This window comes from Streptomyces sp. NPDC002779, from assembly GCF_042888685.1.
Taxonomy (GTDB): domain Bacteria; phylum Actinomycetota; class Actinomycetes; order Streptomycetales; family Streptomycetaceae; genus Streptomyces.
In genome coordinates, this window is the sequence record NZ_JBIAQC010000006.1 from 254,198 (window position 1) to 272,165 (window position 17,968).

General features: G+C 71.7%; 16 protein-coding genes. 12 read left to right on the top strand and 4 right to left on the bottom strand.

Annotated elements, in window-relative coordinates:
* Nucleotides 1-114 precede the first annotated feature (114 nt).
* The 6 genes from ACFYW5_RS19260 to ACFYW5_RS19285 all read left to right on the top strand — a co-directional run bounded on the left by ACFYW5_RS19260 (nt 115) and on the right by ACFYW5_RS19285 (nt 7,538).
* Entirely contained in the window at nt 115-1,341 is a 1,227-nt protein-coding gene (locus ACFYW5_RS19260; protein ID WP_389418212.1) for an amidohydrolase family protein, read from the top strand.
* Entirely contained in the window at nt 1,338-2,252 is a 915-nt protein-coding gene (locus ACFYW5_RS19265; RefSeq protein ID WP_389418213.1) for an LLM class F420-dependent oxidoreductase, read from the top strand. Before ACFYW5_RS19260 ends, ACFYW5_RS19265 begins: the two co-directional genes overlap by 4 nt.
* Nucleotides 2,253-2,263: 11 nt before the next feature.
* Nucleotides 2,264-3,034 (top strand): SDR family NAD(P)-dependent oxidoreductase, encoded by a 771-nt coding sequence (locus ACFYW5_RS19270; RefSeq protein WP_389418214.1) that lies wholly within the window; start codon nt 2,264-2,266, stop codon nt 3,032-3,034.
* A gap of 113 nt (nt 3,035-3,147) precedes the next feature.
* Nucleotides 3,148-4,266 carry an LLM class flavin-dependent oxidoreductase gene (locus tag ACFYW5_RS19275; RefSeq protein WP_389418215.1) on the top strand — a complete coding sequence of 373 codons (1,119 nt, stop codon included), beginning with the start codon at nt 3,148-3,150 and terminating at the stop codon, nt 4,264-4,266.
* A gap of 96 nt (nt 4,267-4,362) precedes the next feature.
* On the top strand, nt 4,363-6,096 hold the full coding sequence (locus ACFYW5_RS19280; protein ID WP_389418216.1) for an amidohydrolase family protein: 1,734 nt from the start codon (nt 4,363-4,365) through the stop codon (nt 6,094-6,096).
* Nucleotides 6,093-7,538: an aldehyde dehydrogenase family protein gene (locus ACFYW5_RS19285; protein WP_389418217.1), complete on the top strand. Its 1,446-nt coding sequence runs from the start codon at nt 6,093-6,095 to the stop codon at nt 7,536-7,538. The genes ACFYW5_RS19280 and ACFYW5_RS19285 overlap by 4 nt, the downstream gene beginning before the upstream one ends.
* 1 nt (nt 7,539) lies before the next feature.
* On the opposite strand, the gene ACFYW5_RS19290 is transcribed toward ACFYW5_RS19285, so the two are convergent.
* Entirely contained in the window at nt 7,540-7,932 is a 393-nt protein-coding gene (locus ACFYW5_RS19290; protein ID WP_389418218.1) for a nitroreductase/quinone reductase family protein, read from the bottom strand.
* A gap of 121 nt (nt 7,933-8,053) precedes the next feature.
* Between ACFYW5_RS19290 and ACFYW5_RS19295 the strand changes: the two genes are divergently transcribed.
* From ACFYW5_RS19295 to ACFYW5_RS19315, 5 genes are read left to right on the top strand one after another with little or no spacing between them, the layout of a single operon-like run.
* The gene (locus ACFYW5_RS19295; protein WP_389418219.1) at nt 8,054-8,854 is read left to right on the top strand and encodes an endonuclease/exonuclease/phosphatase family protein; all 801 of its coding nucleotides are present in this window, start codon (nt 8,054-8,056) and stop codon (nt 8,852-8,854) included.
* A gap of 42 nt (nt 8,855-8,896) precedes the next feature.
* Nucleotides 8,897-9,745, top strand: a complete 849-nt coding sequence (locus ACFYW5_RS19300) for an LLM class F420-dependent oxidoreductase (RefSeq protein WP_389418220.1) — start codon at nt 8,897-8,899, stop codon at nt 9,743-9,745.
* A 29-nt stretch (nt 9,746-9,774) separates the two neighbouring features.
* Nucleotides 9,775-12,360 carry a bifunctional FO biosynthesis protein CofGH gene (locus ACFYW5_RS19305; RefSeq protein WP_389418221.1) on the top strand — a complete coding sequence of 862 codons (2,586 nt, stop codon included), beginning with the start codon at nt 9,775-9,777 and terminating at the stop codon, nt 12,358-12,360.
* Nucleotides 12,361-12,413: 53 nt separating this feature from the next.
* Nucleotides 12,414-12,971, top strand: a complete 558-nt coding sequence (locus ACFYW5_RS19310) for a hypothetical protein (protein WP_389418429.1) — start codon at nt 12,414-12,416, stop codon at nt 12,969-12,971.
* Between the two features lie 19 nt (nt 12,972-12,990).
* Nucleotides 12,991-13,191 carry a hypothetical protein gene (locus ACFYW5_RS19315; RefSeq protein ID WP_389418222.1) on the top strand — a complete coding sequence of 67 codons (201 nt, stop codon included), beginning with the start codon at nt 12,991-12,993 and terminating at the stop codon, nt 13,189-13,191.
* On the opposite strand, the gene ACFYW5_RS19320 is transcribed toward ACFYW5_RS19315, so the two are convergent.
* Nucleotides 13,188-13,694 (bottom strand): DUF2165 domain-containing protein, encoded by a 507-nt coding sequence (locus tag ACFYW5_RS19320; protein ID WP_389418223.1) that lies wholly within the window; start codon nt 13,692-13,694, stop codon nt 13,188-13,190. The genes ACFYW5_RS19315 and ACFYW5_RS19320 overlap by 4 nt on opposite strands.
* A gap of 97 nt (nt 13,695-13,791) precedes the next feature.
* On the opposite strand from ACFYW5_RS19320, the gene ACFYW5_RS19325 reads away from it, so the two are divergent.
* On the top strand, nt 13,792-16,851 hold the full coding sequence (locus tag ACFYW5_RS19325) for a tetratricopeptide repeat protein (protein WP_389418224.1): 3,060 nt from the start codon (nt 13,792-13,794) through the stop codon (nt 16,849-16,851).
* Here ACFYW5_RS19325 and ACFYW5_RS19330 read toward each other — a convergent pair.
* Both ACFYW5_RS19330 and ACFYW5_RS19335 read right to left on the bottom strand, forming a co-directional pair.
* A complete protein-coding gene (locus tag ACFYW5_RS19330) occupies nt 16,839-17,030 on the bottom strand; it encodes a DUF397 domain-containing protein (RefSeq protein WP_389418225.1) in 192 nt (63 codons plus the stop codon). The genes ACFYW5_RS19325 and ACFYW5_RS19330 overlap by 13 nt on opposite strands.
* Nucleotides 17,027-17,836: a helix-turn-helix domain-containing protein gene (locus tag ACFYW5_RS19335; RefSeq protein WP_389418226.1), complete on the bottom strand. Its 810-nt coding sequence runs from the start codon at nt 17,834-17,836 to the stop codon at nt 17,027-17,029. Before ACFYW5_RS19335 ends, ACFYW5_RS19330 begins: the two co-directional genes overlap by 4 nt.
* Nucleotides 17,837-17,968: the final 132 nt, after the last annotated feature.

The following is a 17,968-nucleotide window of genomic DNA, read 5'->3' on the forward strand; positions in this document are numbered from 1 at the left end:
ACCAGACGTGCGGTACACCACAAGGCCCTCACAACCTCGTCGCACAGTTCCGCTCGGCGCCGGCCCCCCGCACGAGAGCTGACGAACCGTCAGATCGGCGCTACCGTGAGGCCCATGGAGACCAAACCGACCCTTCCCCGGATCATCTCCGTCGACGACCACACGGTGGAGCCCCCGCAGGTGTGGCAGGACCGGCTCCCGAAGAAGTACCTGGACATCGGGCCCCGTGTCGTCCGTGCCCCGCTGAAGGAGATGACCTTCCTCGGGGGCCGCTTCAAGCCCGTCATGGGCGAGCCGGGCGACGACGGCCCGATCGGCGACTGGTGGGTCTACGAGGACCTGCGGCGGCCCCTCACCCGGCTCGACACCGCCGTGGGCTACGACCGCGACGAGATCAAGCTGGAGATCATCACCTACGAGCAGATGCGGCCGGGGTCGTACGACGTGCCCGCCCGCCTCGCCGACATGGACGTCAACCACGTCCAGTCGGCCCTCTGCTTCCCCACCTTCCCGCGCTTCTGCGGCCAGACCTTCACGGAGGCGGACGATCACGAGCTGGGGCTGCTGTGCGTGCGGGCGTACAACGACTGGATGGTGGAGGAGTGGTGCGGCCCCCAGGCGGAGGGGCGGCTCGTGCCGCTCACCCTCATCCCGCTGTGGGACGCCGAGCTGGCGGCGGCGGAGGTACGGCGCAACGCCGCCCGCGGGGTACGGGCCGTGGCCTTCTCCGAGATACCCCCGCACCTCGGACTCCCCTCCGTCCACACCGACGACTGGGACCCCTTCCTCGCCGCCTGCGACGAGACCGGCACGGTCGTCGCCATGCACATCGGCTCCAGCAGCCGGATGCCCTCCACCTCCGCGGACGCCCCGCCCGCGGTCGGCTCCACCATCACCTTCGCCAACTGCTGCTTCTCCATGGTCGACTGGCTGATGAGCGGCAAGTTCGAGCGCTTCCCGAACCTCAAGGTGATGTACGCCGAGGGGCAGATCGGGTGGATCCCCTACATCCTGGAACGCGCGGACGTGGTGTGGGAGGAGAACCGGGGCTGGGGCGGGGTCGCCGACAAGGTGCACCGGCCGCCGTCCGAGCTGTTCGCCGGCCATGTCTACGGCTGCTTCTTCGACGACGCCTTCGGGCTGCGCAACCTCGACTCCATCGGCGTCGGCAACGTGCTCTACGAGACCGACTACCCGCACTCCGACTCCACCTGGCCCAAGTCCCGTGAGGTCGGCGAGGCGCAGATGGGGCACCTGGACGCGGACGTCGTCGAGCGGATCGTACGGCGCAACGCGATCGAGCTGCTCCAGCTCACCCCGGACGGGCTCTGGTCGCCGTGAGGTACGGAATCCAGCTCCCGGTCCAGTCCCAGAGCACCCTGTACGCCGAGCCCTGGGAAGCCGGTGCCGGGCCCGCGGACCTGCTCGCCGTCGCCCGCGCGGCGGAGTGCGCCGGCTTCGGCTACCTCGCCTGCTGCGACCACGTCGCCGTCCCGCGCCGCCTCGCGCCCGCGATGAGCACGGTCTGGTACGACCCCGTCGCCACCCTCGCCCATCTCGCCGCCGTCACCGAGCGGGTACGGCTGCTCAGCCACGTCGCTGTGGTCGGCCTGCGCCACCCCCTGCTCACCGCCAAGCAGTACGCCACCCTCGACCACCTCTCCGGCGGACGCCTGCTCCTCGGGGTCGGCGCCGGACACGTGGAGGAGGAGTTCACCGCGCTGGGGGTGGACTTCCGCCGCCGGGGTGCCGTGCTCGACGAGACCATCGACGCGCTGCGGGCCGCGCTCGGCCCGGAGGAGTTCCCCGAGCACCACGGCAAGCTGTACGACTTCGAAGGACTCGGCCAGCTCCCCAGGCCCGCCCAGGAGCGCGTCCCGCTCTGGGTCGGCGGCTCCTCGCCCCCCGCCGTGCGCCGGGCCGCGCTCAAGGGGGACGGCTGGCTGCCCCAGGGGGACCCCCGGGACCGGCTGCCCCAGCAGATCGCCCGGATCCGGCAGCTGCGCGAACAGGCCGGGATCGAGGCCCCCTTCACCGTCGGCGCCATCGCCGAACCCCTCTACGTCGGCACCCCCGACTGGCACGTCGGCCGCCGCACGCTCACCGGCGGCCCGGACGAGCTGGCCGAGTCCCTGAGGGCGTACCGGGCGATGGGCGTGGACCAGATACAGGTGCGGTTCCGCAGCCGGAGCCGCAGCGAACTCATCGACCAGATCGCGGCGTTCGGCGCCGGCGTAGGACCCCACCTGTGAGGAGTCGGCACATGGGCAAACTGGACGGACGGGTCGTCATCGTCACCGGCGCGGCGCGCGGCCAGGGGGAGCAGGAGGCGCGGCTGTTCCGGCAGGAGGGGGCCTCCGTCGTCGTGGCGGACGTGCTCGACGATCAGGGGGAGGCCCTCGCCAAGGAGATCGGGGCGCTGTACGTCCGGCTCGACGTGGGCGAGGAGGAGCAGTGGCGGGCGGCCGTGCGGCGGACCAAGGAGGCGTACGGGCGGATCGACGGGCTCGTCGCCAACGCGGGCATCCTGCGCTTCAACTCCCTGGTGGACACCCCCCTCGACGAGTTCATGCGGGTCGTCCGGGTCAACCAGGTCGGCTGCTTCCTCGGCATCAGGACGGTCGCGCCCGAGATGGCGGACGGCGGCACCATCGTCACCACCGCCTCCTGCACCGGGCTGACGGGGATGGCGGCCGTCGGGGCGTACGCGGCCACCAAGCACGCCGTCCTAGGGCTCACCCGGGTCGCCGCGCTGGAACTGGCCGCCCGGGGCATTCGCGTCAACGCCATCTGCCCCGGCGCGATCGACACCGCGATGTCCCACCCGGCCCAGCTTGACCCGGCGGCGGACGCGCAGGAGACGGCGCGGGCCCTGGACGGGCTGTACCGCAAGCTCGTACCGCTCGGCCGGATCGGGCGGCCCGAGGAGGTGGCCCGGCTCGCCCTCTTCCTGACCTCGGAGGACTCCTCGTACATCACCGGGCAGCCGTTCGTGATCGACGGCGGATGGCTGGCCGGGGTGTCGGTGGGCTGACGGGCCGTCAGCTATTGACGCCTCATGCGTACGGTGCCACAGTCAGCGATCTGACGATCCGTCAGAAAGTCATCGGAAGATCAGGGACTCCAGACCGGGGACGGTGAACCGCCGTGGAATTCGGGCTCTTTGTACAGGGATACGTCGGCAGGCGCGCGGAGACCGATCCGCTCGCCGAGCACAAGGCGCTGATGGAGGAGACCGAGTACGTGATCGCGGCGGACCGGGCGGGCTTCAAGTACGCCTGGGCGTCCGAACACCACTTCCTGGAGGAGTACTCGCATCTGTCGGCGAACGACGTGTTCCTCGGCTACCTGGCCCACGCCACCGAGCGGATCCATCTCGGCTCCGGGATCTTCAACCCGCTCGCCCAGGTCAACCACCCGGTCAAGGTCGCCGAGAAGGTGGCCATGCTCGACCATCTCTCCGGCAACCGCTTCGAGTTCGGCAGCGGCCGGGGTGCCGGGTCGCACGAGATCCTCGGGTTCCTGCCCGGCATCACGGACATGAACCACACCAAGGAGATCTGGGAAGAGACCATCGCCGAGTTCCCCAAGATGTGGCTCCAGGACGAGTACGCCGGGTTCCAGGGCAAGCACTGGTCGCTGCCGCCGCGGAAGATCCTGCCGAAGCCGTACGGGAAGTCCCACCCCGCGATGTGGTACGCCGCCGGGTCGCCTCCGTCGTACTCCATGGCCGCGCGGAAGGGGCTCGGGGTGCTGGGGTTCAGCGTGCAGAAGGTCTCCGACATGGAGTGGGTGCTGGAGCAGTACAAGACGGCGATCGTGGACGCGGAACCGATCGGGGACTTCGTCAACGACAACGTGATGGTGACGACCACGGCGATCTGTGCGCCTACGCATGAGGAGGCGGTGCGGGTGGCTGTGAGCGGGGGGTTGCACTATCTGCCGTCGCTCGTCTTCCGGTACCACGACACGTTTCCCCGGCCCGAGGGGTTTCCGGTGTGGCCGGAGACGTTGCCGGAGTACACCGAGGAGTTCATCGAGGTGCTCATCGAGGAGGAGCTGCTGATCTGCGGGGATCCCGATGAGGTGCTGCGGCAGTGCAAGCGGTGGGAGCAGGCGGGGGCGGATCAGTTGAGCTTCGGGCTGCCGGTGGGGGTGCCGAAGGAGGAGACGCTGCGGACGATTCGGCTGATCGGGGAGCACGTGATCCCGAAGATCGATACGGATCCTGTTCATCGGACGACGCGGTTTCGGAGGGGTGTCTGATCGCCGTCGGCGGGTGCGGGTTCGTTGTGGCTGGTCGCGCAGTTCCCCGCGCCCCTGAGCGAGTCAACTCCCCGTAGGTCTGGAGGTGAACCCCCCATGCTCGACCACGTCATTCACGGGGCGTCCGTCGTCGACGGCACCGGCGCCCCCGCCTACACCGCCGACGTCGGCATTCGGGACGGCCGTATCGCCGTCATCGCGCCCCGCGTCACCGAACCGTCCCGCACCGCCGAGGACGCCGCCGGGCTCGTGCTCGCTCCCGGGTTCGTCGATCCCCATACCCACTACGACGCCCAGCTCTTCTGGGATCCGTACGCCACGCCCTCCCTCAATCACGGCGTGACCACCGTCGTCGGCGGGAACTGCGGGTTCACGCTCGCGCCGCTCCATCCCGGGCGGCCCGCCGACGCCGACTACACGCGGCGCATGATGTCCAAGGTCGAGGGGATGTCGCTGGTCGCGCTGGAGGAGGGGGCGCCCTGGAGCTGGCACGGATTCGGGGAGTATCTCGATGCCCTGGAGGGGCGGATCGCCGTGAACGCCGGGTTCATGGTGGGGCATTGCGCGCTGCGGCGGTACGTCATGGGGGAGGCGGCCGTCGGGGGGCAGCCGAGCCGGGAGCAGCTCGACGCCATGCTGGGGCTGCTGCACGACGCCATGGACGCCGGGGCCTGGGGGTTCTCCACCACCCAGTCGTCCACGCACTCCGACGGGGACGGGCAGCCGGTCGCCTCCCGGCACGCGCGGCCCGCGGAACTGCTCGCCCTGTCCAGGGCCGTGGGGGAGCACGAGGGGACGCAGATCGAGGCGATCGTCGCCGGGTGCCTCGACCGGTTCAGCGACGCCGAGATCGAGCTGTTCGCGGAGATGAGCGCGGCGGCCGGGCGGCCCCTGAACTGGAACGTGCTGACCATCGACGCCGCCGTGCCCGAGCGGGTGCCCCGGCAGCTCCTCGCGAGCGAGCGGGCCCGGAAGGCCGGCGGCCGGGTCGTCGCGCTGACCATGCCGATCCTGACCCCCATGAACATGTCCCTGGGCACCTTCTGCGCGCTGAACCTGATCCCCGGGTGGGGGCCGGTCCTGGGGCTGCCCGTGCCGGAGCGGATCGCCCAGCTGCGGGACCCTGCCGTCCGCGCCGGGATGCTGGAGCGCGCCGCGTCCAAGGAGGCCGGCGTCTTCCGGCGGCTCGCGGACTTCGGGCGGTACGTCATCGGCGACACCTACAGCGAGGCGAACCGCGGGCTCACGGGCCGGGTGGTGCGGGACATCGCGGCCGAGCGGGGGCAGGACCCGTTCGCCTGCCTGGTCGAGATCTGCGCCAACGACGAGCTGCGGACCGTGCTGTGGCCCATGCCGCCCGACAACGACCCCGAATCCTGGGCGCTGCGGGCCCGGACCTGGCAGCACGAGGACGTCCTGCTCGGCGGCTCGGACGCGGGGGCGCACCTGGACCGGATGTGCGGGGCGCCGTACACGACGCGCTTCCTCGGTGACTGTCTGCGCGGACGGAAGCTGGTCGGTCTGGAGCAGGCCGTGCGGATGCTGACCGACGACCCGGCCCGGCTCTTCGGGCTGCGCGAGCGGGGGCGGGTGCGGGAGGGATTCCATGCGGACCTGGTGCTCTTCGACCCGGAACGGATCGGCGCCGGTACGGCCACCCTGGTGCACGACCTGCCGGGTGACAGCCCGCGCCTCGACTCCAAGGCCCTCGGGGTGCACGCCGTGTGGGTCAACGGGGTCGCGGCGATCCGGGACGACGTGGTGACCGGCGCGGTGCCGGGGAAGGTGCTGCGGTCCGGGCGGGACACCCGGACGGTGAGCACCCGGTGACGCAGCGGCTGTTCCTCGGCGGGTCGTGGGCGGAACCCGAGGGCGGTTTCTACGACGTCCTCGACCCGGCGACCGAGGGGACCGTCGGTCCGGCTCCCGAGGCATCCCCGGAGCAGGCGCGCGCGGCCTGTGCCGTGGCCCGCGAGGCGTTCGGGTCCTGGTCGCGGACGGCGCCCGAGGAGCGGGCCGCGATCCTCGGCCGGGCCGCGCGGCTGATCCGGGACCGGCTGGCGCCGTACGCCGAACTGGCGCAGGCCGAGACCGGCGCCACGACCGGCACCGCACGCGGGATGCAGGTCGGGGTGGCCGCCGCCCGCTTCCAGCGGTACGCGCGCGTGGAGCCCGCCGAGTGGGCCGTCCCGCCGCAGATCAACGAGGCCGGGCCGATGGGGCGGGCCGGGGTGATGGGCGCGCTGGCCGTACGGCAGCCCGTCGGGGTCGTCGCCTGCGTGTCCTCGTACAACAACCCGTGGGCCAACGCGGCGGGCAAGATCGCTCCCGCGCTGGCGATGGGCAACACCGTGGTGGTGAAGCCCGCCCCGCAGGACCCCCTGTCCGTGTACCGGATGGCGGAGGTGCTGGAGGCGGCCGGGGTGCCGCCGGGGGTGGTCAACGTGGTCTCCGGGGCCTCGGTGGCGGTGGGGGAGGCGGTGGTCACCTCCGCGGACGTCGACATGGTGAGCTTCACCGGCTCCACGGCCGTCGGCCGCCGGATCGCCGAGGTGTGCGGACGGGGCATGAAGCGCCAGCTGATGGAGCTCGGCGGAAAGGGCGCGGCGCTCGTCTTCGACGACGCGGACCTCGGCTCGGCGGTGGCCGGGATCGGGACGACGTTCTCCTTCTACAGCGGGCAGATCTGCACGGCGCCGACCCGGGTGCTGGCGCAGCGGGGGGTGTACGACCGGCTGGTCGTGCAACTGGCTTTCTATGCGCGGCGGTTGAAGGTGGGTAATCCCAGGGAGCCGGACACCGTGGTCGGGCCGGTGATCTCGGCGGCGCACCGGGAGCGGGTGGAGTCCTACGTGGAGACCGGGCGCAAGGAGGGCGCGGTCGTGGTGACCGGTGGCGAACGGCCGCCGCTGGAGCGGGGGTTCTATGTCAGCCCGGCCCTTCTCGCGGACTGCTCCAACGACATGACCGTCGCCCGCGAGGAGATCTTCGGTCCGGTCGTCGCGGTGATCCCCTTCGACGAGGAGGACGAGGGGGTCGCCCTCGCCAACGACTCCGACTACGGGCTGATCGACTACGTCTGGTCGGGCGACGTGGCGAGGGCCTTCCGGGTCGCCCGGCGGCTCAGGGCCGGAGGCGTGGGCGTCAACACGGTCGGCCGGAACATGGAGGCACCGTTCGGCGGCTTCAAGAAGAGCGGCGTCGGCCGCGACATCGGCTCCTACGCCCTGCACGCCTACAGCGAGGTGCAGTCGATCGTCTGGCCCGGGTAGCTCAGACCACCAGGTCCACCCGCACGGTCAGCAGCTGCGCGCCGATCAAACGGACCGCGGCGCTGTTGAGGCGGGGCAGGGTCCGCAGCCGCGCCACCGGGTCGTCCTCCGGCATCAGGTGGGCCGTGCCCTCGTGCCAGCGGCCGTGGATGCGGACCCGTACCTTCGGGTCGGCCAGGATGTTGCGCACGTATTGCGACCGCTCGCCGAACTCCGAGACCAGCCAGAAGGAGTCACCGATCCGGCGTCCGCCGACCGGAGTGCGGCGGGGCAGGCCCGACGTGCGGCCCGTGGTCTCCAGCAGGGTGTGCTGCGGCAGACGGCGCATGACGGCGTTGAGCCGGCGCTGAAAGGCCCTGGCGGTCCGGTACTTGCGCTCGATGCTGCGGGACATGGTCGGCAGGACTCCTGTCATCGGCGGTACGGCGGTGTGCGGGGCGCGTTCACCTGTGTTTCGCGAGTCCGTCGACTCACGGTTCAACAGCGCCCCCTTTAATGGTGCCCTTGACGGTGCCATGACCGAGGGGTGGGTGGCCGTGCGCGTGGTGACCTGGAACCTGTGGTGGCGGTTCGGGCCGTGGCGTGAACGGCAGAAGGCGATCCGCTCCGTGCTGCGCGACCTGCGGCCCGACCTCGTGGGCCTGCAGGAGGTGTGGGCCGCCGACGGGGAGAACCTCGCGGAGTGGCTGGCGGACGAGCTGGGCCTGCACTGGACCTGGGCGGCCTCCCCGGCCCCGGAGCGCTGGCGGCGGCGGATCGGCGACCCGTCGGTGGACATCGGCACCGCCGTGCTGAGCCGGTGGCCGGCGGAGGAGACGGAGGTCCTGCGGCTGCCCGTGCCACCCGAGCTCGACGACGGGCGGCTCGCCCTGTACGCGCGCACGGGCCCGGTGTCCTTCGTCACCGCACACCTGACGTCCGTACCGACCGCCGGAGCCGTACGCAGCCAACAGGCCGCCGCGCTGGCCGAGTTCGCCCGCCGCGACGGCCCCGTGATCGTCACCGGCGACTTCAACGCCGAGCCCAACGCCCCCGAACTGCGCCTCCTGCGCCGCGACTTCCGCGACGCCTGGACGCGGGCCGACCCCACCGCCCCGGCCGCGACCTGGGCCTGGGACCCGGAGCTGCCGTACAACCCGGGCGGGCCCCGGCAGGGGGCGCGGATCGACCACGTCCTGCTGGGCGGGCCGGGTTCCGTACGGCAGGTGCACCGGGCCGGCGACCACCCGGTGGACGGGGTCTGGCCGTCGGATCACGCGGCCGTCGTGGCGGACCTCGATCTCCAGGCGCCCTGGGCGGCTTCCCCCCGGCCGTGAACACGCATCGACTTCTCGCGGCACCCCCGGTACAGATGGGACATGCGCCTCTCCGTCACGATCTTCCTCACCGACGAGACGATCGCCCCGACCCGGCTCGCCCGCGAGCTGGAGCAGCGTGGCTTCGCCGGGCTGTACCTGCCCGAGCACACCCACATCCCCGTCGAGCGGACCACCCCGTACCCGGCCGGCGGCGAGCTGCCGCGCGAGTACGGCCGTACCCTCGACCCCTTCGTCGCGCTCGGCCAGGCCGCCGCGGTGACCGAGCGGCTCGGCCTGGGGACCGGCATCACGCTGGTCGCCCAGCACGACCCGGTCGCCCTCGCCAAACAGATCGCCACCGTCGACCATCTCAGCGCGGGACGTCTCACCCTCGGCGTCGGCTTCGGCTGGAACGTGGAGGAGGCCGCCGACCACGGCGTCCAGTGGCGCACCCGGCGCGAACTCGTCCGGGACCGGATGGCGTTGATGCGCGCCCTGTGGGCGGAGGAACCCACCGCATACGAGGGTGAGTTCGGGAGCGTCCGGGCCTCCTTCGCCCACCCCAAGCCGGTGCACAAGCCGCGCGGCCCGGTCGTCGGCCCGCGCACGCTCGTCGGCGGCGCCGCCGGACCCAAGCTCTTCGCGCACATCTGCGAGTACGCCGACGGCTGGATGCCCATCGGCGGCCGGGGACTGTCCCAGTCGCTGCCGGAGCTGCGCGGCGCGTGGGCCGACGCGGGCCGCGACCCCGCCGCCCTCCAGATCGTGCCCTACGCCGTCCACCCCGCCCCCGGGAAGCTCGCGCACTTCGCGGACCTCGGCATCGAGGAGGTCGTCGCGCAGTTGCCGCCCGCGGGGGAGGCGGAGGTGCTGCGGGCCCTGGACGGTCTCGCCGCCTGTCTCGGCTGACCTGATCACCTCGACCGTATGCTCGAAGGATGACGACTGCGGTGACCTCCGGAACCGGCCCGACCGAGAACTCCCTGCGTCGCGCCCTGAAACGGGCCCGGGACGGCGTCGCCCTCGACGTCAGTGAGGCGGCCGTCCTCCTCCAGGCCCGCGGCGAGGCCCTCGACGACCTCACCGCGTCCGCCGCCCGGGTCCGGGACGCGGGCCTGGCGGCGGCGGGCCGCCCCGGGGTGATCACGTACTCGAAGAGCGTCTTCATCCCGCTCACCCGGCTGTGCCGGGACAAGTGCCACTACTGCACCTTCGTCACCGTGCCCGGCAAGCTGCGCCGGTCCGGGCACGGGATGTTCATGTCCCCGGACGAGGTCCTCGACATAGCCCGCAAGGGCGCCGCACTCGGCTGCAAGGAAGCCCTCATCACCCTCGGCGACAAGCCCGAGGACCGCTGGCCCGAGGCCCGGGAGTGGCTGGACGCCCACGGCTACGACGACACCATCGCCTACGTGCGTGCCGTCTCCGTCCGCATCCTGGAGGAGACGGGCCTGCTGCCCCACCTCAACCCGGGCGTCATGAGCTGGACCGACTTCCAGCGCCTGAAGCCCGTCGCCCCCTCCATGGGCATGATGCTGGAGACCACCGCGACCCGGCTCTGGTCCGAGCCCGGCGGCCCGCACCACGGCTCCCCGGACAAGGAACCGGCCGTCCGGCTGCGGGTGCTGGAGGACGCGGGCCGCTCGTCCGTTCCGTTCACCTCCGGCATCCTGATCGGGATCGGCGAGACGTATGAGGAACGCGCCGAGTCCCTCTTCGCGCTGAGGAAGATCGCCCGCGCCTACCACGGCATCCAGGAACTGATCATCCAGAACTTCCGTGCCAAGCCGGACACGGCGATGCGGGGCATGCCGGACGCCGAACTCGACGAGCTGGTCGCGACGGTGGCCGTCGCCCGGCACCTCATGGGCCCCAGCGCCTGCCTCCAGGCCCCGCCCAACCTGGTCGACTCCGAGTACGAGCGGCTCATCGGCGCCGGGATCGACGACTGGGGCGGCGTCTCCCCGCTGACCATCGACCATGTGAACCCCGAGCGGCCCTGGCCGCAGATCGAGGAGCTGGCCGAGCGGTCCCGCACGGCAGGTTTCGAGCTGCGTGAACGCCTGTGCGTGTACCCCGAGTTCGTGCGGCGTGGCGAGCCCTGGCTGGACCCGCGGCTGCGCCCGCACGTGGCGGCGCTGGCGGACCCGCTGACCGGACTCGCGCGCCCGGACGCCGTCGTCGAGGGGCACCCCTGGCAGGAGCCGGAGGAGGTCTTCGAGGCGTCGGGCCGTACGGATCTGCACGCCACGATCGACACCGAGGGCCGCACCGCCGACCGCCGCGACGACTTCGACGAGGTGTACGGCGACTGGGGCGCCCTGCGCGAGGCCGCCGCCCCCGGGATGGTGCCGCAGCGCATCGACACCGACGTCCGGGCCGCCCTGGCGACGGCGGCGGACGACCCGACGAGGCTGACCGACGAGGAGGCGCTGGCGCTGCTGCACGCGGACGGCCCGGCGCTGGACGCGCTGTGCCGGATCGCCGACGACGTCCGCAAGGCGGCCGTCGGCGACGACGTGACGTACATCGTCACGCGGAACATCAATTTCACCAACGTCTGCTACACCGGCTGCCGGTTCTGCGCGTTCGCGCAGCGCAGGACGGACGCCGACGCCTACACGCTCTCCCTGGACCAGGTCGCCGACCGCGCCCAACAGGCCTGGGAGGTGGGCGCGGTGGAGGTCTGCATGCAGGGCGGCATCCACCCGGACCTGCCGGGGACGGCGTACTTCGACATCGCGCGGGCGGTGAAGTCCCGCGTCCCCGGCATGCATGTGCACGCCTTCTCCCCGATGGAGGTGGTGAACGGCGCGACCCGCACCGGCCTGTCGATCCGCGAATGGCTGACCGCGGCGAAGGAGGCGGGCCTGGACTCGATCCCCGGCACGGCCGCCGAGATCCTCGACGACGAGGTCCGCTGGATCCTGACCAAGGGCAAGCTGCCCACGGCGACCTGGATCGAGGTGATCACGACGGCGCACGAGCTGGGCATCAGGTCCTCGTCGACGATGATGTACGGCCACGTCGACCAGCCGCGCCACTGGCTGGGGCACCTCAGGACGCTGGCCGGCATCCAGCGGCAAACCGGCGGCTTCACCGAGTTCGTGACGCTGCCGTTCATCCACACCAACGCGCCCGTCTACCTGGCCGGTATCGCCCGGCCCGGACCGACCGTGCGGGACAACCGGGCGGTCACGGCGATGGCCCGGCTCCTGCTGCACCCCTGGATCCCCAACATCCAGACGAGCTGGGTGAAGCTCGGCGCGGAGGGCGCGGCGCAGATGCTCCGCTCGGGCGCCAACGACCTGGGCGGCACGCTGATGGAGGAGACGATCTCCCGGATGGCGGGCTCCTCCTACGGCTCCTACAAGTCGGTCAAGGACCTGATCGCGGTGGCGGAGGCGGCGGGACGCCCGGCCCGCCCCCGCACCACCCTCTACGGCGAGGTCCCGGAGGAACGGCAGCGGGCGGCAGCCGCCTCGGACGGGCATCTGCCCGAGCTGCTGCCGGTACTGGAGTAACCCGTGGGGTGCGTCGCAGTACGATGATCCGAACCTGTCGGTGAGCTGAGGAGATCCGTGCCGTGCCTGCCCCGAAGGTCTGGGTGACCGGTCTGACGGTCGGGGCGACAGCCGTGGTCGTCGCCCTCGCCGTACAGGCGGACCAGGGCGCGAAGCCCACGGCCGGCCCGCCGAGCGCCTCCGCCCCGGCCACCCCCACGCCGAAGGCGACCGAGTCCGCGCAGCCGGTCCGGGTGCCGGACGGTTCGGGGACGGGCCGCCGGATCGTGTACTCGCTCGGCCAGAAGCGGGTGTGGCTGGTCGACGCGAGCGAGGCCACCCGCCGCACCTTCACGGTGTGGCCCGGCTCGGTCGACCCCGACCCGGGCAGCTACCAGGTCGGCACCCGCACCGAGGCGACGACGGGCTCGGACGGCGTGGAGATCGAACACGTGGTGTACTTCGCTACGAAGTCCGGCGTGAACGTCGCCTTCTCCAACGCCGTGGACGGCTCCTCACCGCCCCCGCCCGAGGCCGGCGCCCGGACGGGCGGTGTCCGGATGAAGGCGGGGGACGGCTCGGCGCTGTGGGCGTTCGGGACGGCGGGCACGACCGTGACGGTCGTCGAGTAGAAAACCGGGGGAAACGACCGTGGCTGTACTGATCCTGTCCGTGCTGCTGGCGCTGGTCATCGGCGGCTGTGTCTGTGTGGTGTGGGCGGCCCGGGGCACCGCTCCGCGCTGGGCCCGGGTGGCGGCCGCCGCGACCCGGGGCGCGGGCGAGCTGCTGTCGGTCCTGATGAAGTCCGGCAAGGGCTCCCGGAGCAGCAGCAGCTCGGCCGACTCCGACTAGGCCCTCTCGGGCTCGGTGGATCCGGGCAGCTGGTTGACGAGCAGGACGATGCCGCTGAACACGAAGACCCGCGTCGCCGCGTCGAGGCCGTTCCAGTCACCGGACTGCCACATCGCGAACCACTCGCCGCCGATCGCGATGAACCCGGCGCCGAACAGCAGCATGACCATGAGCAGGCCGTACGTCGACCAGCGCCGGGCCTCGCGGTCACCGCGGCGGAACCAGAGCCAGGTGCCGTATATGAGGACGAGCGCGGCCAGGGTCTCCCAGACGATGATCGCGACGTACGCGATGTCCTGAAGTCCCTTGCTGGTGATGGCCCTCCACATCAGGTCGTCGTCCTTGAACGTGGTGTCCATCGCGAGGACATGCCGGACGAACTGCTGATTCGTCCCGAAGTCCGTGATGTTCCCGAAGGCGACCAGCGCCATGTAGAGCGCGACGCTCGCGGTGAGCAGGGTGGCGGTGAGGCGGAGAGCGCCGCGTGGGGATGTCGATGCCATGACCGCAATCTTCCCCTCTGCGGCCGGTGTGATCCAGATCCATTGAGCCAGAATGGGAGACGGCAATCCCGTCCATGGCAGGGGAGTTGGACCGGTGATGAGACCGACGCGGCCGTCGATGCAGGAGCTGATCGGGCGGCGCAGGCGGGCCGGGTTCGTGGGCCGCAGTGATGAACGGGCCGCGTTCCGGGAGAACCTGGACCTGCCCGCCGAGGACGAACGGCACCGGTTCCTGTTCCATGTGCACGGCAACGCCGGAGTCGGAAAGACTTTCCTGGTCCGGGAGTTGGAGCAGCTCGCGCGGGACCGCGGGGCGCTGACCGCCTATGTGGACGAGGGCTGCGGCAGCGTGCCGGAGGCCATGTCGGCGATCTGCCAGCAACTCGCCGCCCAGGGCCACCGGTTGAAGAAACTGGAGGAAGCGCTCACCGCGCACCGCGAACGGCGCCATGAGGCGGAGGCCGAGGTCGCCGCCCTGGAACCGGCGCCGGAGGGCCCGTCCCCGGTGGCCGCGACGGCGGTCCGGCTCGGTCTGGCGGGGCTCGGTATGGCGGTCCCGGTGGCCGGACCCTTCATGGGCGCCGTGGACTCCGACCGCCTGGCGGAAGGCGCGGCCCGCCTGAAGGCCCGCCTGAGCGCACGCTTCCGCAACCAGGAGGACCTGCAACTGGTGCTCGCCCCGGAGCGGGTCCTTACCCCCAAGTTCCTGGACGAACTGGCGGACGTCACCTCCGCGGCACCCTGGCTGGTCCTCTTCTTCGACACCTACGAGCGCACCGGGGCCTTCCTCGACGGCTGGCTGCACGACCTGATGACCACCGACCGGTACGGCGAACTCCCCGCCGAGGTCGTCGTGGTGACCTCCGGGCAGCGCCCCTTCGACACCGGCCGCTGGGGCGGCTTCGCGGACTTCATGACCGACCTGCCGCTCGGCCCCTTCACGGAGGCGGAGGCGCGCGGCCTGCTCGCCGACCGGGGCGTCCGGGCCGAGCCGGTGGTCGCCGAGGTGCTGCGGCTCTCCGGCGGTCTGCCGGTGCTGGTGTCCACCCTCGCCGAGTCCCGCCCGGCCGACCCGGACGACGTGGGAGACCTCAGCGCGACCGCCGTCGAGCGCTTCCTGCGGTGGGAGCCGGACCCCGCACGCCGCCGGGTGGCGGTGGAGTGCGCGCTGCCCCGGTTCCTGGACGCCGACGTGTTCCGTGCGGCCGTGGACTGCGCCGACGAGGAGGCCCTCGCGCTGTACGACTGGCTGCGCGGGATGCCGTTCGTCAGCGAGCGGGGCGACCGGGCGCAGTACCACGACGTCGTACGGGCGCCGATGCTCCGCCTGGAACGCCGCCGGTCGCCCCGGGGCTGGGCGGAACGGCACGAGCGGCTCGCGCGGACCTTCGCCGGCTGGCGGGAGGAGAGAGAGGGCGAGCTGCGCGATGCGTGGGACGACAGGAGGTGGCGGGAACTGCGGCTGGCGGAGGCGTACCACCGGCTGTGCGCGCGGGAGCAGGTGGCGTTGCCGGGTGTGCTGCGGGACGTGGTGCTCGCCTGTGCGCGGGGTCCTGAGGAAGCGCGGCGGTGGGGCCGGATGCTGGCCGAGGCGGGGGAGGACACCCAGGCCACGGCGGTGGCCCGCTGGGGCCGGGACCTGCTGGACGCCCTGGAGGACGCGAACACCGAGGCCGCGCTGGGCCTGCTCATCGACCGGGCGGACCTCGATGCCGGTCTCCGGGCGGTCGCGCACGCGACGCGCGGCAGGATCCTCCGGACGGACGGCCGGTACGAGCGGGCGATGCTGGAGTACGACCGCGCGATCGCCCTGGACGGTGAGCTGGCCTCCGCCTATTTCGGCCGGGGGAGCGTCCGCGCTCACCTCGGCGACTACGCGGCGGCCGTCGAGGACCTGGACCGGGCACACGCACTGGACCCCGAAGGCGCCGAGATCCTCGCCGTACGCGGCGACTACCACCGCATCCTCGGTGACCACGAGGCCGCCCTGCGAGACCTGGACCGGGCCGTCGAGCTGGACCGGACGAGGCCCACCGCCTGGGCGGCAAGGGGTGTCGTCCAGCACGCCCTGGGGCAGACCGATCTCGCCCTCGCGGACCTGGAGCAGGCCCTCGTCCTCGCCCCGGACTTCGTCTGGGCCCTGGTGCGCAGGGCCCGGGTACGACGCTCCCGCGGCGAACGCGAGCCCCAACTGGCCGACCTCGACCGCGCCGTGGCCCTCGCTCCCGACACGGCCTGGATCCTGTGCGAGCGCGGCGACGCGCTGAGCGCGGCGGGCCGGGAGGAGGAGGCGCTAGCCGATTACCAGCGCGCCATCGACCTGGACGACACCTACGCCTCCGTGTACGCCAGCCGAGGTGCCCTGCACGCCCAGCACGAGCGCTACGAGGACGCCGTGGCCGACCTGGACAGAGCGCTCGAACTCTTCCCGGAGTACCTCTGGGCGCTGGTGCACCGCTCCAGGGCACTGTGCCGCCTGGGCAGGTTCGAGGCAGCGCTCGCCGACGCGCACCGTGCGGTGGAACTGGACCCGGCTGACGGGTGGGCCCTCGCCAACAGGATCACGATGAGCCTCGCCGTCGGCCGGCTGGAACGGGCGCGCTCGGATCTCGATCGCTACCGGACGATCGGCTCCGACCTCGCGTGGGCCTGTCGGAAAATGGCCCAACTGCACGTCTGGGGCGGCCGGTTCGAGGAGGCGCTGGCGGAGCTGGACGACGACGACACCCGCTGCGAAGTGCACCTGCGGACGGGGGACTGGGGGCTCGCCCGGCAGGAAGCCGAACGGCTCTGCCTGCTCGACGAGTTCGACGGCGCGCTGAACCTGGCCCTGGCCGCGAGCGGAGAGACGGGAGTGACGGCCGCCCGGCCACTGTGGAGGCGCTACGCCCGCTCGGCCCGCGGCTCCGCCGCCTACCGCAGGGTGAGCGACATCGTCGAGGCGGTCATCTGCGCCGGACTCCAGGACTGGGTCGAGCTGGACGCCCGGCTGGAGCGGGTGCTCGCCACGCGGCACGAGTGGACCGACCTCGCCGGTCTCTCCGACTGCCTGGACATCCTGCTGCAGAGCGACGGCATCGACCGGTCCAGGCTCGCGCCCAGGCGGGACACGGTGGTCGCGGCGCGGGACGCGATGCGGGCGCGTTACGCGGAGTAGGCGTCGAGGAAGGCGGACCAGGCGTGGCCGGTGAAGGCGAGGCGGGTGCCGTCGGGGTCCTTGGAGTCACGGACGTGGACGGCGGGGGTGACGGGGGTGGTGGGGGATATGGCTACCTCGACGCAGTCGGGGCCGTCGGCGCTGCTGTAGCTGCTCTTGAACCAGACAAGGGCCGTCATGTCTCTCCCAGAACGTTTTCGATGAAGGCCAGTGACTCGCGGGGCGAGAGAGCCTGCGCCCGGATCATTCCATAGCGCGATTCCAGGATCCGGACCTCCCGGGGATCACTCATCAGGCGGCTGTGCAACTGAACCTCCAAGTGTCCCAGGGTCTTGCCGTCCTGGAGCTTCAGCAGCCGGAACGGCCCGCTCAATCCCGCGTGATCCTCCCGATCCGTAGGCATGACCTGGATCGAGACATGGCTCAACCGACTGATCTCCAGCAGGTGTTCGAGCTGCCGCCGCAGCACCGCTCTGCCCCCGACCGGCCGCCGCAGCGTCACCTCTTCCTGGACAAAGGTGATCTCTGGGCGAGGTGTGCGGTCGAAGACCGACTTCCGTGCCATGCGTGCGGCGACATGACGTTCGATCTCGTCCTCGGTGTACGCGGGGCGGCGCAGCGCGTACACCGCCTGTGCGTACTCCGCAGTCTGGAGCAGACCGTGGATGTGGAGGGCGGTATAGGCGCCCATCTCGACGGCGTCATCCTCCAGCTTCGCCAAGTCCCGCACGTTCTTCGGGTACCGGGCCTCCTCCACGTCCTTCTTCATCGCGGAGACCTTGCCGCGCGCCCCGGTCACCTCATCCGTCTTGTCCAGGAAATCGGGCTTCGGGATCCGCTTCCCCCGCTCCACGGCCGAGACCATGTCCCCGCCGTACCCGATCGCGTCCCCGAGTTCCGTCTGCTTCAGCCCGGCGGCCTCGCGCCACAGCTTGATCTGCCGACCGACCGTCTTGAGTACGGCCTCGGCCTCCTCATCCTCCATGCCGCTCAGCGTAGACAGCGTGACCACGCTGAGTGACGGGAACGAGGAAAACCGGATCACTCCGGTTCACTTGGTGCACACCCCGCATACCATTCCGCCCCCTGAACCGACCGTTCCTGGTCGATTACAGTG